Raw genomic sequence first — 16,040 nt, 5'->3', positions numbered from 1 at the left:
GGCCGGTCGCGCTCGGAGAATCATTTCCGGAGGCCAACACCGCAATCTGCGGCGCCCGCACGCGCAGCGACAGCCAGTGCCGCTGCCGCCCTGCGTCCCCGCCCGGCCGTTCGATCGCCACAAGTCGATCGCCACAAGTCGATCGCCACAACTCGATCGCCCAAGGCCGGTCGGATCCGTGAGCGAGTGTAGGCGGTGGCCCGCGCACGCCTGCGACGGCGATCACCCGGAGGGTTATCTTGGTCTCGCCGCCGGCCTGGCCGCAGCCGTTCAAATCGAGGAGGACTAAGTCTTGCGCATCGGGAAGATTACGATCGGCTCACTCGATGATTGGACGCTGACACCAGGCTCGGTCACCTCGTGGCACCCGACGGCCGCGGCCGCCGAGAAGGCCCGACAAGCCCCGGTGAGCTCGGTGCCGGTGAGTTATATGCAGGGCCAACATCTTCGGAACTACTGTGAACGGACCGCCGCCGGACTGAATTTCTCACGGCAGATCATCGCCACCTGTGAGGTGGCCGGGACGTGCGACATTGCTGCCATGAACCACGCCGTCAACGCGTACCTGCGTCGGCACGACACGTTCCGCAGTTGGTTCGAAGACACCGGTGACGGAGGATTCGTCAGGCACACCATCAGCGATCATAGCGATATTGAATTCGCGCCGATCGAGCACGGCGAGATGTCAGCCGACGAAATACACGCTCACGTGGTGGCCATACCGAATCCGCTGGAATGGGGCTGCTTCACTTTCGGAATCATCCAAAGCGAAAGCCATTTCACCTTCTTTGCCGCCATGGATCATGTCCACGGGGACGCGACCTTGATCGGCACCACGATGATGGAAGCCAACGGCATGTACACGGCGCTGACGGGGGGCGGCGAGGGCCTTGCCCTGCCCGATGCCGGCAGCTTCGACGATTTCTGCACCCGCGAACGCGAGTACACGTCCGCGTTGACCCTTGATTCGCCCGAGGTGCGCGCGTGGATTGACTTCGCCGAGAATAATGACGGGGGCTTTCCCGAATTCCCGCTGCCGCTGGGCAACCCGCAGGATTCGAGTAGCAGTGCCATGACCTCCGAACTGCTGATGGACGTCGCACAGACGGAGCGATTCGAATCGGCCTGCGCGGCGGCCGGCGCCCGGTTTGTCGGCGGCCTATTCGCCTGCCTCGCCCTGGTGGAGCACGAATTTACCGGGGCTCTGACGTATTACGGCCTCACTCCCCGAGATTCACGCAAAGCCACCGACAATTTCATGACGCAGGGTTGGTTCACCGGCTTGATTCCGATCACCGTGCCGATAGCCGCTGCCTCTTTCGGCGATGCCGCATGGGCAGCGCAGGCTTCTTTCGACAATAGCCTGGACATGGCGAAGGTGCCCTACTACCGCGTGCTGGAACTGGCGCCGTGGCTGCGCTGGCCGCAACCAAACTTTCCGGTGTCGAACTTCTTTCACGGCGGCGCAGCCCCCCTCAATGCAATTCTTGCCGCCGCTGACCTGGGACTTGCGAACAATATCGGGATCTACCCGGACGGCCGATATTCGCATCAATTGACTATTTATATTTTCCGGTACGGGGAGGGCACGGTCATGGCGATCATGCATCCCGACAACCCGGTCGCCCGGAAATCGGTTGTTCGCTACATGGAAGCGATGAAGTCGGTCTGCGTGCGGGTCGCCGGAAGCGGGAGCTGGGGACGCGTCGCGTAGCGTGGAGCACTTCGATGGCACGTGATGCGAAATCGCGTGGTTTGACCGGATCCGGTCGAGTGGGCCGAGTTGCCGCCGACCGGGGGTGAGGGCGGTATGCGACGGCTAGCCGATTTTGTGGCGCGGTGGCCCTGGGCAGTGATCGGGATCTGGATCACGATCGCGGTCGCGCTGCCGCTGACTTTCCCGTCGCTCGGCGAGATGGCCGAAAAACATCCGCTCGCCATCCTGCCCAGCGATGCGCCCTCGAGCGTCACCGCCCGGAAGATGACCGAGGCGTTTCACGAATCGGGCTCGGAAAACCTCCTGCTGGTGGTCCTGACCAACGACAAGGGCCTCGGCCCCGCCGACGAAGCCACTTACCGCAAACTTGTGGACGCGCTGCGCCGGGACACGCGAGATGTGGTGATGCTGCAGGATTTCGTCAGCACGCCGGCTCTGCGTTCGGTCGTGACCAGCAAAGACCACAAAGCGTGGGTGCTGCCGGTCGGCGTTGCGGGCGAGTTGGGCACTCCCCGCTCGTACGCCGCTTTCAACCGGATCGACGACATCGTCAAACGCACCGTCACCGGCACGCCGCTGACGGTCAACCTCACCGGCCCCGCGGCGACCGTTGCCGACCTCACGGTCGCGGGCGCTCGGGATCGGATGCCCATCGAGCTGGCGATCGCTGTGCTGGTGCTCATCGTCCTGCTGGTGATCTACCGCAGCGCGGTTACCATGCTGCTGCCGTTGCTGACGATCGGCGTATCCCTGGTTATCGCGCAGGCGGTGGTAGCGGGCTACTCCCAACTGACCGGCTCGGGCGTCTCAAACCAGTCCGTCGTTTTCTTGAGCGCCATAATGGCCGGCGCCGGAACGGATTACGCGGTCTTTCTCATCAGCCGATATCACGACTATCTGCGGTCGGGCGCGAATCCCGACGAGGCCGTCAAGCGCGCAATGTTCTCGATCGGAAAAGTGATTGCCGCATCCGCCGCCACCGTCGGAATCACGTTTCTCCTCATCAGCTTCGCCCGAATGGGCGTGTTCAAAACGGTGGGCGCGTCGGCGGCGATCGGGATCGGCGTGGCATTCCTCGCCGCGATGACGTTGCTGCCGGCGATTCTTGTGCTTGCGGGGCGGCGCGGCTGGGTCACACCGCGGCGCGAACTGACCGCGCGATTCTGGCGGCGTTCGGGCATTCGCATCGTGCGCCGACCGAAGGTCAACCTGATTGCCAGCGTACTGGTGCTGATCATCCTGGCCAGCTGCGCCGGCCTGGTGCGTTATAACTACGACGACCGCAAGGCCCTGCCGTCTTCCGCTCCGAGCTCCATCGGGTACACAGCGCTGGATCGTCATTTCCCGGTAAATCAGTCCATCCCGCAATACATCCTGGTCCAATCACCGCATGACCTTCGCACGCCGAAGGCCCTTGCGGACTTGGAGCAAATGGCGGACCGAGTCAGCCAACTCCCGAATATCGCTGCGGTCAGTGGCATCACGCGTCCCACCGGAAATGTCCCAGAACAATTCCGGGCCACCTATCAGGCCGGCGCTATCGGCACCCTGCTGGCGGACGGGTCCACCCTGATCAAGGACCACACCAATGACCTCAATCGGCTGGTAGACGGGGCGGGCACGCTGGCCGACAACCTCAACAGTGTGCGGGGCCAGGTCATCCAGCTATCCGCCAGCGTGCAGGAACTGGAGAAAGCCTTCTCGTCGACGAAAAGCCAGTACACCGGTGACGCGCTGGTCAAACAGGTCGACATCGCAGCCCAGCTCGTCGACCATGTCAACGCGCTCAGCAATTCCATGGGCTGGAACTTCTCAGCCGCCAAGAACGTGTTCGCCTGGATAGGGCCGGTGCTGGCGGCGCTACAGGGCAACCCGAGATGCGACATCGATCCGTCGTGCAGCGCCACCCGCGGGGCATTTGAGCAGCTGGTTGGGCCGCGCGATCAAGCAGACCTCGACGCGATCAACGAGCTGGCCCACCAACTGCAGGATCACCAGGACAAACGCGCCCTGAAAGCGTCGGCAGACCGCCTGCGTGCTGCGTTGGCGAACCTCACCAAGGTGCTGCACTCCATGGGGATGGACAAACCCGGTGGCCTGCAGACGAATCTGAACACTGTGCAAGATGGCGCAAACCGATTCGCCGGTGGAAGCCGGCAGGTGGCCGACGCGGTGGCTCAACTCGTCGACCAACTCAAACAGCTCGGCAGCGGGCTCGATGAGTCGGCGGCGTTTCTGTTGTCTCTGAAACGCGACGCGGCACAACCGGCGATGGCCGGGTTCAATATCCCGCCTCAGCTGCTGCGTTTAGAGCAGTTCCAGAAGGCGGCCAAGGTATTCATCTCGCCGGACGGCCACTCGGTGCGGTATTTGGTGCAAACCAAACTCAATCCGTTCAGCACCGAAGCCATGGATCAGATCAACGCGATCACCGCGGCCGCTCGGGGAGCCCAACCGAATACCGTATTGGCGGACGCCACGATATCGATGGCGGGATACACCGTCGCTCTGAAGGACACCCGTGACTACTACCAACACGATATCCGGTTCATCATCGCGGTAACCCTCCTCGTCGTGCTGTTCACCTTGATCGCGCTGCTGCGTGCGATTGTCGCGCCGCTGTATCTGGTTGCTTCCGTGGTCGTCTCGTATTTGTCGGCGGTGGGTATCGGCGTGCTCGTATTTCAATACCTACTGGGTCAGCAATTGCATTGGAGTGTGCCGCCGCTGGCCTTCGTGGTGTTGGTCGCGGTGGGAGCCGACTACAACATGTTGCTCGTCTCGCGAATGCGGGAGGAGTCTTCGCACAGCATGCGTTACGGCATCATTCGGACGCTGGGTTCAACAGGCGGTGTGATCACTGCGGCGGGTCTGATCTTCGCCGCCTCGATGTGCGGTCTGTTGTTCTCCAGCATCAGCACGGTGGTCCAGGGCGGTTTCGTGATCGGTGTGGGAATTTTGCTGGACACCTTCTTGGTGCGCACCATCACGGTTCCCGCCATCGCCGCGCTGGTCGGGCGGGCGAACTGGTGGCCGTCACAAGCGGGCATGCGCCCGCGGTCGCTGATCGGACGCGCCGAGCCGCGACCCAATTAGCGCGTGCCCATGAGGTATGTGACACTACGAGGCGAATCCGAGCGGGCAGGATTAGGAATGAAGAAGCTACTCGCACGAGTCACGGCGGTGGTAACGGTCGGTGCCGCTGGATGTTTCGGCGTTGGCACCGTGTCGGCGGACGACACGCCCATCGGCGGGCCGCAGACCCCGGGGGCGCCGGGCGACCAGACCGCGTTCGCCCTCGGAGGCGCTCACGTTCTCGGCATCCCCTACGACGAGTACATCCGTCGTGAGGGCGCCGAATGGTTCCCCGGTCAGAAGCGCGAAATCGTTCGCTACCCGGCGGGCCAGGTTCAGGGTCATGTGCTGGAACGACTCTTCCCGGGCATAGGCCGGCTCGACGAAAACTTCCCGGGCCTGGGCCTGGACGGTCCCAGCGTCGGCGAGTCGGTCGACGTGGGAATAGACAACCTCGATGCGGCGATCCGCACCGGCCGCCCCGGAACGGCGATCGGCTTGTCCGAGGGCGCGTTCGTGGTCGACGGCGTGCAGGCTCGGCTGGCGAATGACCCGACCGCTCCCCCGCCGGACAAGCTCAACTTCGCCACATTCGGCGACCCGATCGGGCGTCACGCCTTTGGACAGAGCTTCCTGACCGCCATGTTCCCGGTGGGCAGCTTTGTTCCCGCACTCGACTACACCATGCCCCCGCCGTATGAGAGCCAGTACGACACAAACAGATTCGTATCTGCCTACGACTCGATCGCGGACTTCCCCGACCGGCCGGACAACATGTTCGCGCTCGCCAATACGCTCCTGGGTCTCGCCACGGGCCACACCGCGGTGGCCTTCACCAACCCGAGCATGGTGCCGCCGCAGAACATCAGGACGACCATCAACTCCCGGGGCGCCAAAGACACGACGATCATGGTTCCGGAAAAGCACCTACCTCTTGTCATGCCGCTGGCCTACATCGGGATCGAAGAAGACACGCTGAACAAGCTCGACGCGATTCTGCTCCCCAGGGTGAACGCGGGCTATTCGCGAAACGACGATCCGTCGACCGCTCCGGTTCAGGTGGACCCCGTGCACGGCTTCGACCCCGCGGCGGTCACCGCGCCGGCCAACCAGGCGACATTCGGCGGTGGCGCTGACCCACTCGCGCAGATCCTCAGCGGTGCCACGTCCGTGCTCTCGCATGGCGCAAGCGAAGTCACTGACTGATAACGCGCCTATGTCTCAGTCATCGATTCTCTCCATGCTGCACGGGCGTGCCAGCCTGCGGCCCGACGATGTGGCGTACACATTCACCAGCTACGAGGACGACCGGGCGGGCGTTCCCGAGAGTCTGACGTGGTCGCAGGTTTCCCGGCGAACACTCAACGTGGCGCGCGAGCTCGACCCGCACGGGGCGGTCGGAGACAGGGCGGTGATCCTGGCGCCGCAGGGCCTGGATTACATTGCGGCATTCCTGGGATCCATGCAGGCTGGGCTCATCGCGGTGCCGCTCCCGCTGCCGCATCACGGATCGCATGACGAACGGGTGAGTTCGGTCCTTGCCGATGCGTCACCTTCGGTCGTTCTGACGACGTCGGCGGTCGCGGAAGATGTCGCCGAATACGTCGATCGAGCACGCCTGGAGGACGTTCCGAAGATCGTCGAAATCGATTCGATGAACCTCGATGTCGACGGCGAGACGAGCCTTCGGACAGACGATTTGCCCAGCCTCGCGTATTTGCAGTACAGCTCGGGTTCGACCCGAACGCCGACCGGCGTGATGATCTCGCACCGCAACCTCCAGGTGAATTTCGAGCAGCTGATGCGCGGCTTCTTCGCGGACTCGCATGTCAAAGCCCCGCCAGACACCACGATTGTGTCGTGGTTGCCCTTTTACCACGATATGGGTCTGGTGCTGGGCGTCTGCGCACCGATCCTGGGCGGCTGGCGCGGCGAGCTGACGAGTCCGATTGCGTTCCTGGAGAGGCCGGCCAGATGGGTACAGTCGCTGGCCGAAAATCCTCATGCCTGGTCGGCGGCGCCCAACTTCGCCTTCGACCTGGCGGCCCGCAAAACAACCGACAGTGACCTGGCCGGGTTCGACCTCGGGGGGGTGTTGGGCATCATCAGTGGCGCCGAACGTGTCGAACCCGCCACCTTGCAACGCTTCGTCGACCGGTTTGCTCACTTCAATTTCCGGGAGCATATGGTGCGCCCGTCATATGGCTTGGCGGAGGCGACGGTCTTCGTGACGGCCGGCGTCTGGAGTGAATCATCGAGCGCGGTTCACTTCGACGTCGCGCAGTTGTCCGCCGGTCGCGCTCAGCGGTGTTCGGCCAAGGCCGGCACGGAGCTGGTCAAATACGCAGTGCCGCAATCACCCATGTTGCGAATCGTGGACTCCAACACGAACCGCGAGTGCCCTCAGGGGAGTATCGGTGAAATCTGGGTACATGGCGCCAACGTCGCCGACGGCTACTGGCGCAGACCGCCGGCCGAACAGAGCTGCTTCGGTGCCAAGCTCGTCGAGCCGTCGCCGGGGACGCCCGAGGGACCCTGGCTGAAAACCGGCGACCTGGGTTTCATCCACCAGGGTGACCTATTCATTGTCGGGCGCATGAAGGACCTGCTGATCATCCGTGGGCGCAACCACTATCCCGAGGACATCGAGGCGACGGTCCAAGAGATCACCGGCGGTCGGGTCGCGGCGATATCGGTCCCCGTGAACAGCACCGAAAAGTTGGTCACGGTCATCGAGCTCAAGAAGCGAGGCGATTCCAACGAGGAGGCGGCGCACTGGTTCACCTCCGTCAAAACCGACGTCACCTCGGCGATTTCCAATGCGCACGGCGTGAATGTCGGGGACCTCGTTCTGGTGCCGCCGGGGTCGATACCCACCACCACGAGTGGCAAGATCCGCCGCGCCGCCTGTGTGGAGCAGTACAGCCGGCACCAATTCGCCCGTTTGGACGCCTGAGCCGAAGCGGTGGACGCGCGCGCGCCGACGGGTAGCGCGCTTCGCATAATGGTTCCACCCCCGCAGCGGCAAAGGAGCCACGATGAGCACACCCAGCACGGACCGTCCCTTACGCGTCATCCAGTGGACGACCGGGAACATCGGGCGGCGGTCGCTGCACGCCATCATCGGAAGGCCCGACATGGAACTGGTCGGGGTATTTGCGCACGGCGAGGAAAAGGTCGGTGTCGACGCCGCCGAGCTGGCGGGCCGGCCGGAGCCGACAGGGGTGGCCGCGACCAACGACATCGACGCGCTGCTCGCCCTCGGCGCGGACGCGTGTTGCTACAACCCGTTGTGGCCTAACGTCGACGAGCTGGTGCGGCTGCTGGAGTCGGGAGTCAACGTGTGCACCAGTGCGGCCTGGATCACCGGTGGTAAGCAGACGCCCGAAGATCGGCAGCGCATCGAGGCCGCCTGCCAGAAGGGCAATTCGACGATTTTCGGCAGCGGCGCGCATCCGGGCATGACCAACATGGTCGGCATGGTGCTGTCCGCCTCGTGCGAGCGCGTCGACGAGATCCGGATCACCGAGTCGGTGGACTGCTCGACCTACGAATCGGCGGAAACGCAAACCGCCATGGGGTTCTCGCAAGACCCCGACACCCCCGGCCTGGCCGAAAACGTGCGACGGGAAAGCGAGGTCTTCGCCGAGTCGGCGGCCATGATGGCCGACGCGATCGGGGCGAAGCTGGACAAGATGACCTTCGATGTCACGTTCACCGCGGCCACCGGTGACTCCGATCTGGGTTTCATGAAAATTCCCGCCGGAACCGTCGGCAGCGTCTACGGCTACCACCGCGGCTGGGTCGGCGATCGCAACGTCGTCAGCGTCGGGTTCAACTGGACCATGGGCAGTCACGTCGTACCGCCCAAACCGCTCGAGCACGGGCACGTCATTCAGGTGTTCGGGCTGCCCAACATGCGCACCGTCCTGCACTGCCTGCCGCCCAAGGACTGGACGGAGCCCGGGTTCATGGGGTTGGGAATGATCTACACCGCGATGCCGGTCACCAATGCCGTCCCGGCGGTGGTGGCGGCCAGGCCGGGAATCGTGACGCTGGCCGATTTGCCGCCGGTCACCGGCCGCCTGGCGCGCTAGCGGCGATGCCGCCCGCCCACCCGGCGGCCCCCGGAGGAACGCTTGCGTGCACTAAGGTTAGGATGCCTAACCGAGTAAACGTTCCGTGACAGTGGTGTCGTCGGCGATGGTTGGTGAGCTTTGCGGCAGGGCCCGAAGCGGTGGGCGAAAGGCGGTCAGGTGATGGCTAGTCCAAACTCAGGTTCTCGCCACGGCGTCTTGACCCGCGTCGTGAAGCACGCGTGGATACCGCTGCTGCTGGTGGTCGTTCTGGCGGTCTCGGCGCTGATCGTGTCGCGGCTGCACAAAATCTTCGGCTCGGAAGATCTCAACGCAAACGCCGGCAAGGGGATCGAAATCGTGCAGTTCAACCCGAAGGTCGTCGTCTACGAAATCTCCGGCTCCCCGGGCACGACGGCGAACATCAATTACTGGGACGAGAACGCCGACACGCATCAGGTGAACAATGCGCCGCTGCCCTGGTCGACCACGATCTCGACCACGCTGCCCTCGGTGAGCGCCAACATCATGGCGCAGAGCGACGGCAGCACGATCAGTTGCAAGATCACCGTGGACGGCGTCGTCCGCGACAATCAGAATTCCGACGGCCATAACGCCCAGACCTTCTGCCTGGTGAAGTCCGCATGAGCGATGTGAACAACGAGACCGAACGCGAGCTGAGCGCGGCAGACACCGGCCCGATCAAAACCCGAGGCCTGTCCATGGCCGACCGCGGCCACCGGCCTTACCTTCCCCATGCGATCCGCATCTTCGCGATACCGATCATTTTGGGCTGGCTGGCCATCACGGTGCTGGTGAACGTCATCGTTCCCTCGTTGGAAGTCGTCGGTGAGGCGCATTCGGCGCCGATGGCGCCGCTGGACGCGCCGTCGATGAAGGCGATGCTGCGCCTCGGCCATAACTTCCACGAATTCGACTCGAACAGCACTGTGATGATCGTGCTCGAGGGTCAGCACCCCCTTGGCCCGGACGCGCACCAGTACTACGACAAGCTGATTCGCCAACTCCGCCAGGACCCCAAGCACATCCAGCACATCCAGGACTTCTGGGGCGACCGGCTGACGGCCGCGGGCGCTCAGAGCGCCGACGCCAAGGCCGCCTATGTGCAGGTGAACCTCGCCGGTAACCAGGGCACGACGCAGGCGAACGAGTCCGTGGACGCCGTGCGCAAGGTGATCGAGGAGAACAAGGCGCCACCCGGTGTGAAGGCCTACGTCACCGGCCCGGCGGCGCTGTCCGACGACATGCACATCATCGGTAACGCCAGCCTGGCCAAGATCACGCTGTTCACCCTGGGCGCCATCGCGATCATGCTGCTGCTGGTTTACCGGTCCATCGTCACGACGTTGATCCAGCTGTTCATGACCTTTGTCGCGCTGGCCTGTTCGCGGGGCGTCGTCGCGGTTCTCGCGTACCACAACGCATTTGGGCTCACCACGTTTGCCGCCAACATCCTCACCATGCTGGCGATCGCCGCGGGTACGGACTACGGCATTTTCCTCGTCGGCCGCTATCAAGAGGCGCTGCGCGAAGGTGAGGATCGAGAAACCGCGTACTACACCACCTTTAAAGGGGTGGCCCCCGTCGTCCTGGGGTCCGGGCTGACTATCGCCGGGGCGACCTACTGCCTGAGTTTTGCGCGGCTACCCTGGTTCAACACCATGGGCGCGCCGGTGGCGATCGGCATGCTGGTGGTGGTGGCGGCCGGTCTGACGCTGGGCCCGGCGGTTGTTTTTGTCGGCAGTCGCTTCCACCTGTTCGAAACCAAGCGGGCGGCCAAGGGTGGGCGGCTGTGGCGGCGCGTGGGCACCACTGTAGTGCGTTGGCCCGCACCAGTTTTGGTCGTCAGCGCCGCGGTCGTGTTAGTCGGCATGATTGCCCTGCCGAGCTTCCACACGAGCTACAACGACCGCCACTACCTGCCGTTGTCGGCTCCGTCCAATCAAGGGCAAGAGGCCGCGAATCGGCATTTCTCCGAGGCACGCATGAACCCCGACCTGTTGATGATCGAGTCCAACCACGACATGCGGAACCCGGCCGACATGCTGGTGCTGGACCGGGTGGCCAAAAACGAGATGCGCACGCTCGGCATCGCGATGGTCCAGGACATCACGAGGCCGTTGGGCATTCCGATTCAGCACAGCTCGATTCCGTTCCAGAACAGCGTCCAAAGCCAGACGACGATGCAGAATATGGGGTTCCTCAGGGAGCGCATGGCCGACATCCTGAGACTGGCCGATGACCTGCAGACCCAGATCGACACCACGCAGCGCCAGTACGAGGTGTCGCTCGATTTGGCCAACGCCGCCGAGGACAGCGCAAAGACCACGGCGGTCACGTCGCAAATCACCGACACCCTGCGCGACCACATCGCGGACTTCGACGACACCTTCCGCCCGGTCCGCACGTACTTCTACTGGGAGAAGCACTGCTACGACATTCCCGTGTGCATCGGGCTACGGTCGCTGTTCGACACGTTCGACGGGTTCGACCAACTGGCCGAGCAGTTCCACTATTTGACGACCGACATCGCGCACACCGCCAAAGCGTCACGCGACCTGACTGCGCTGTTTCCCACGCTGATCACCACGCTGAAGACGACCAGGGGCATCACGCTGACGCTCTACCAGACGTTCAAGGCAATGATCGACCAGATGGAGGCGATGAGCAACACCGGCATCGTCATGGGCCAAAGCTTCGACGCGTCGAAGAACGACGACTTCTTCTATCTCCCGCCGGAAGCCTTTGATAACCCCGATTTCCAGACGGGCCTTCGGATGTTTTTGTCGCCGGACGGTAAGTCGGCGCGGTTCTTCATCACCCACCAGGGCGATCCGATGTCGCCGGAGGGCATTGCGCAGGTCGATGCCGAGCGCACCGCCGCGCAGGAGGCGTTGAAGCAGTCGTCGCTGTCGGATGCCAGGGTGTATCTCGGCGGGACCGCCGCGACGTTCAAGGACATGGCCGACGGCGAGAAGTACGACCTGATGATCGCCGTGGTGTCGGCCCTGACGCTGATCTTCATGATCATGCTGCTGCTGACCCGAAGTGTGGTGGCCGCGCTGGTGATCGTCGGCACCGCGGCCAGCTCGATCGCGGCGTCTTTCGGTCTGTCCGTGCTGATTTGGCAGGATTTGTTCGGCATCAGAATCCACTGGATCGTGATGGCGCTGTCGGTCATCATCTTGTTGGCGGTCGGATCCGACTACAACCTGCTGCTGGTGTCCCGGTTCCGCGAAGAGATCCACCGCGGGCTCAAGACGGGGATCATTCGATCGATGGCCGGCACCGGTGGTGTGGTGACGGCGGCGGGTCTGGTGTTCGCCTTCACCATGGCGTCCATGTTGGGTAGCGATCTGCGGGTGCTCGGACAGTTCGGGTCGACCGTGTGCATCGGTCTGCTGCTCGACACGCTGATCGTGCGCACGCTTTTGATGCCGTCGATCGCGACGTTGCTCGGACGGTGGTTCTGGTGGCCGCAGGTTGTACACCCGCGCGGTGACAATGCGCGACGGCCGGTCAGCGCTCCGGCGCCATCGCCCAGCTAGGTCTGCGCGAGTTCCACACTCACCGCGACCGCGCCCGCGCCGACGTGGAGCGCCAGCACCGGCCCCAGCTCGGTGACGATCGCCGGCTCGCAGGTCGGCAGCCGCTTGCCCAGCGCCGTGGCCACCTCGGCGGCACCGTCGGGGTTGTTGACGTGGTGGACCGCCAAGGCGGCGGTGCCGTCGCCGACGACCTGGCAGACCCGGTCGATCATCGCCTCCGTGGCGTGGGTGACGGTGCGCACTCGTTGGGCCAGAACGAGTTTCCCGTCGTCAATCCGCAACAACGGTTTGAGCGCCAGGGCGGTGCCCAGCCACGCCGCCGCACCGCCGATGCGTCCGCTGCGACGCAGGTTGTCTAGTCGGTGTACGACGATGAACGCATGTCCGCGTGCCACGGCCGAGCGCGCAGCGTCCGCGACGGCGTCCAGGTCAGCGCCCGCCGCCGCCGCCCGCGCGGCGGCCATGGCTACGAAGCCGGTGCCCATCGCCGCCGATTTGGAATCGATCACGCGCACGCTGGGATCGAGGTCGGCCGCGGTGCGTTCGGCGGCCCGGCAGGTTCCCGACAGTGCCGACGAAATGTGCACCGCCACCACACCATCGGCGCCGCTGTCGGCCAACGCCTGCTGGTAAGCGTCGGCGAGTTCGGCCGGCGTGGCGGCCGCGGTGGTCGCCGCAAGCTTGTGGATGTCCTCCGGGACGTCGTCCACACCGTCGCGCAGATCGGTGCCGTCGAGCAAGATGTGCAGCGGAACGACGCGTATCCCCCACTTTTCGAGTAGGTCGGCCGGCAGCCGGGCCGACGAGTCGGTCACCACCACGACGGTCACGAGTGGGGCTTATCGTTTGCCACGCCGGCCTGATTGCGCGGCTCCTCCTCATCGCGCTGCGCGCTCTGCATCGTCGCCACGCCGGCCTGATTGCGCGGCTCCTCCTCATCGCGCTGCGCGCTCTGCATCGTCGCCACGCCGGCCTCGGCGAGCGCCTTGAGCATCAGCTCCGCCACCGCCTGGTGAGCCTCGAAATTCCAGTGGATGCCGTCGGGGTTTCCCCCGCCGTCCATCACATGTTCTGCGACAGCGGCTTTGAGATCCACCAGGGGCACATCGTGGCTTTGCGCCCATTCGGTGATCGCGGCCACGGTCCCCGCGCGACCGTGGTGGGCCCTGCCATAGGTGTCGGCGATGTGCACCGACGGCAGCGACGCCACGATCGGGATCCCGGGGCGGTTGAAATCGATTGCGCCACGGGTCTGTTCGAGGTAGTCGGCGCTCAGGCGCGGCGGCAAGGCGGGCCTGGCCACCGGGGAGAGCCTGGGCTGCAGCCACCCGTAACCGTCCCGGACCCAGCGCCGCAGCCAGGGCGGCCGCACGTAGCGGATCAGCTCACGCAACGCAGTGGGCAACACCGACGGCAGCGAATCCATGCCGCCGGTGGCGAAGATGACGGCGCCCGCCCGCGGTAGCGCCGCCCAGGCCCGTGGATCCTGGGTCGCCGCCCACCAGACGTCCCGGCACGTCCAGCCGATGCGGCCGATCAGCTCCACATCCCAACCCAGTTGGGCGGCAACGATGTTCGGCCAAATTCTGGGATCGTCGGCGGGTAGACCGCCCGTCGGCCCGTAATAAGCCAGCGAGTCCGCGAAAATCAGCAGCGTGGGCCTGGGATGCTCAGAGGACATCGTTGGACACCTGTGCCGAAGCATTCCACACATCCAGACGCCACCGGATGCTGTCGAACTCGTCGCTGTCATCGCCGGAATGTCCGGACAGCTGCACCCAGCTGGCGTTGCCCATGCCGCCCAAAATCGGCCAGCTGCCGACGGGAAGCTTCAGCAGCGCGGCCGAGAGTGCGGCAATCAGGCCTCCGTGGGCGACCAGCACCACCGGGCGATCCGGCCCGTGTGGGTCACCCCATTCCGGCTCGCCGGACACCAGTTCGGCAACCAGCGGCACACTGCGGGCCGCGACGTCCACGCGGCTCTCACCGCCATGCGGGGCCCAGGTGGCGTCTTCGCGCCAGGCCAGCCGCGCGCCCGGCGCCTGCGCATCGACCTCGCTATGGGTCATGCCCTGCCAGTCGCCGAGATGGGTTTCTCGCAGCCGTTGATCCACCCGGATCGCCGAGCCGGTGCGCTCCCCCAACCTGACCGCGGTGTCGTAGGCGCGGTGCAGATCCGACGACACGATCAGCAACGGCTGCAACTTGCCCAGCACCTCGGCGGCCGCGATGGCCTGCGCCCGCCCGAGTTCGCTGAGTTCGGAATCAAGCTGCCCCTGCATCCGGCTGCCGGCGTTGAACTCAGTTTGCCCGTGCCGCAACATGATCAGGCGACGAATCTTCATTGCGCGCTCGAGTCTTCGGAGCCCCCGCCGTCCTCGTCCAGGATCACCGGCACCACCGGGCAGTCACTCCACAGCCGGTCCAGCGCATAGAAGTCGCGGTCGTCCTGGTGCTGAATGTGAACGACGATGTCGCGATAGTCCAGCAGCGTCCAGCGGCCTTCGCGGGTGCCCTCGCGGCGCGCGGGTTTGTAGCCGGCCTTGCGCATTTTCTCCTCGACCTCGTCGACGATGGCGTTGACCTGTCGCTCATTGGACGCCGAAGCGATCACGAAGCAGTCGGTGATGGCGAGCTGGGCGGAGACGTCGATGACGAGGACATCGTCGGCGAGCTTGGACGCGGCGGCGCCGGCGGCCACCGTCGCCATGTCGATGGCTTCCTGCGTGGCGCTCACGGGTGATCCCCTGGGGTCAGGCTTGTTTCGTTCACGGTCACGGCCGGTCCCGCGTCGGTGCGGTAGAGCCGGCGCTTGGAGACGTACTGCACGACACCGTCGGGCATCAGGTACCACAGCGGCCGGCGCTGTGCCGCGCGCCGACGGCAATCGGTCGACGAGATCGCCAGCGCCGGTATCTCGACCAGGGTCAGCGCGTCGTCGGGCAGCTCACCCAGCACACCGGTGATGTGTTCGCGGCGCAGCTCGTAGCCGGGCCGGCTGACCCCGATAAAGTGCGCCAGCTCGAACAGCGTGTCCCAGCCCTGCCAGGACAGGATGGAGGCCAGCGCGTCGGCGCCGGTGATGAAGTACAGCTCGGAGTCCGGATTGAGGGCGTGCAGGTCGCGCAGCGTGTCCATGGTGTACGTGGGGCCGGCGCGGTCGATGTCGACCCGGCTGACCGAGAAACGGGGATTGGACGCCGTGGCGATCACCGTCATCAGATACCGGTCCTCGGCGGCGGAGACGTGCCGATCCTTCTGCCAGGGCTGCCCGCTGGGCACGAACACGACTTGGTCGAGGTCGAACAGGTCGGCGACCTCGCTGGCGGCAACCAGGTGGCCGTAATGGATGGGGTCGAACGTCCCACCCATCACTCCCAACCTGCGAAGCTGCTTTTGCACGATGTGCCAGCTTACTTGAGCCGGCGACGCGGGCCCGTCATAGCTGTGGTCCCATGCGCCACGTCAGTCCCCGCTTCGGACGGTGATGCGTTTGCCCACCTTCGAGCGACAACGCACGGCGCGGGCCGGCTGGCGGTCACCATGTGGGACAGCAACTCGGTCTCCGGGTTGCGGTAGTTGGGGCGACCATCCCAGAGCACC

The 16,040-nt window shown here is 64.8% G+C and carries 13 protein-coding genes; 7 read left to right on the top strand and 6 right to left on the bottom strand.

The window, feature by feature from the left end; all coding sequences use genetic code 11:
• Nucleotides 1–292: 292 nt before the first annotated feature.
• The 7 genes from A5775_RS00700 (at nucleotide 293) to A5775_RS00670 (ending at nucleotide 12,437) form a co-directional block, all read left to right on the top strand.
• Entirely contained in the window at nucleotides 293–1,714 is a 1,422-nt protein-coding gene (locus A5775_RS00700) for a condensation domain-containing protein (protein WP_067245763.1), read from the top strand.
• A 96-nt stretch (nucleotides 1,715–1,810) separates the two neighbouring features.
• The gene (locus A5775_RS00695) at nucleotides 1,811–4,813 is read left to right on the top strand and encodes an RND family transporter (protein WP_082952826.1); all 3,003 of its coding nucleotides are present in this window, start codon (nucleotides 1,811–1,813) and stop codon (nucleotides 4,811–4,813) included.
• 57 nt (nucleotides 4,814–4,870) lie between these two features.
• Nucleotides 4,871–5,998: an acyltransferase PE gene (gene pe, locus A5775_RS00690; RefSeq protein ID WP_067245757.1), complete on the top strand. Its 1,128-nt coding sequence runs from the start codon at nucleotides 4,871–4,873 to the stop codon at nucleotides 5,996–5,998.
• Between the two features lie 10 nt (nucleotides 5,999–6,008).
• Nucleotides 6,009–7,748 (top strand): AMP-binding protein, encoded by a 1,740-nt coding sequence (locus tag A5775_RS00685; protein WP_082952825.1) that lies wholly within the window; start codon nucleotides 6,009–6,011, stop codon nucleotides 7,746–7,748.
• Between the two features lie 82 nt (nucleotides 7,749–7,830).
• Nucleotides 7,831–8,889 carry a dihydrodipicolinate reductase gene (locus A5775_RS00680; RefSeq protein ID WP_067245750.1) on the top strand — a complete coding sequence of 353 codons (1,059 nt, stop codon included), beginning with the start codon at nucleotides 7,831–7,833 and terminating at the stop codon, nucleotides 8,887–8,889.
• A 162-nt stretch (nucleotides 8,890–9,051) separates the two neighbouring features.
• Nucleotides 9,052–9,516, top strand: a complete 465-nt coding sequence (locus tag A5775_RS00675) for an MmpS family transport accessory protein (RefSeq protein WP_197512292.1) — start codon at nucleotides 9,052–9,054, stop codon at nucleotides 9,514–9,516.
• Entirely contained in the window at nucleotides 9,513–12,437 is a 2,925-nt protein-coding gene (locus A5775_RS00670; RefSeq protein ID WP_067245746.1) for an RND family transporter, read from the top strand. Before A5775_RS00675 ends, A5775_RS00670 begins: the two co-directional genes overlap by 4 nt.
• On the opposite strand, the gene A5775_RS00665 is transcribed toward A5775_RS00670, so the two are convergent.
• The 6 genes from A5775_RS00665 to A5775_RS25770 form a co-directional block, all read right to left on the bottom strand.
• Entirely contained in the window at nucleotides 12,434–13,267 is an 834-nt protein-coding gene (locus A5775_RS00665) for a DegV family protein (protein WP_067245742.1), read from the bottom strand. The genes A5775_RS00670 and A5775_RS00665 overlap by 4 nt on opposite strands.
• A complete protein-coding gene (gene octT / locus A5775_RS00660; protein ID WP_067245739.1) occupies nucleotides 13,264–14,118 on the bottom strand; it encodes a diglucosylglycerate octanoyltransferase in 855 nt (284 codons plus the stop codon). Before octT ends, A5775_RS00665 begins: the two co-directional genes overlap by 4 nt.
• Entirely contained in the window at nucleotides 14,108–14,782 is a 675-nt protein-coding gene (gene gpgP, locus A5775_RS00655) for a glucosyl-3-phosphoglycerate phosphatase (protein WP_067245736.1), read from the bottom strand. Before gpgP ends, octT begins: the two co-directional genes overlap by 11 nt.
• On the bottom strand, nucleotides 14,779–15,174 hold the full coding sequence (gene rsfS, locus A5775_RS00650) for a ribosome silencing factor (protein WP_067245733.1): 396 nt from the start codon (nucleotides 15,172–15,174) through the stop codon (nucleotides 14,779–14,781). Before rsfS ends, gpgP begins: the two co-directional genes overlap by 4 nt.
• Entirely contained in the window at nucleotides 15,171–15,839 is a 669-nt protein-coding gene (gene nadD, locus A5775_RS00645; protein ID WP_082952823.1) for a nicotinate-nucleotide adenylyltransferase, read from the bottom strand. The genes rsfS and nadD overlap by 4 nt, the downstream gene beginning before the upstream one ends.
• An 11-nt stretch (nucleotides 15,840–15,850) precedes the next feature.
• On the bottom strand, nucleotides 15,851–16,040 hold a 190-nt coding region (locus tag A5775_RS25770; RefSeq protein WP_231995095.1), incomplete at its 5' end, for a hypothetical protein.

The organism is Mycobacterium sp. 852002-10029_SCH5224772, from assembly GCF_001667315.1.
Lineage (GTDB): Bacteria > Actinomycetota > Actinomycetes > Mycobacteriales > Mycobacteriaceae > Mycobacterium.
The sequence above is the reverse complement of the archived record's forward strand: the minus strand, read 5'-3'. Positions and strand labels throughout refer to the sequence as shown.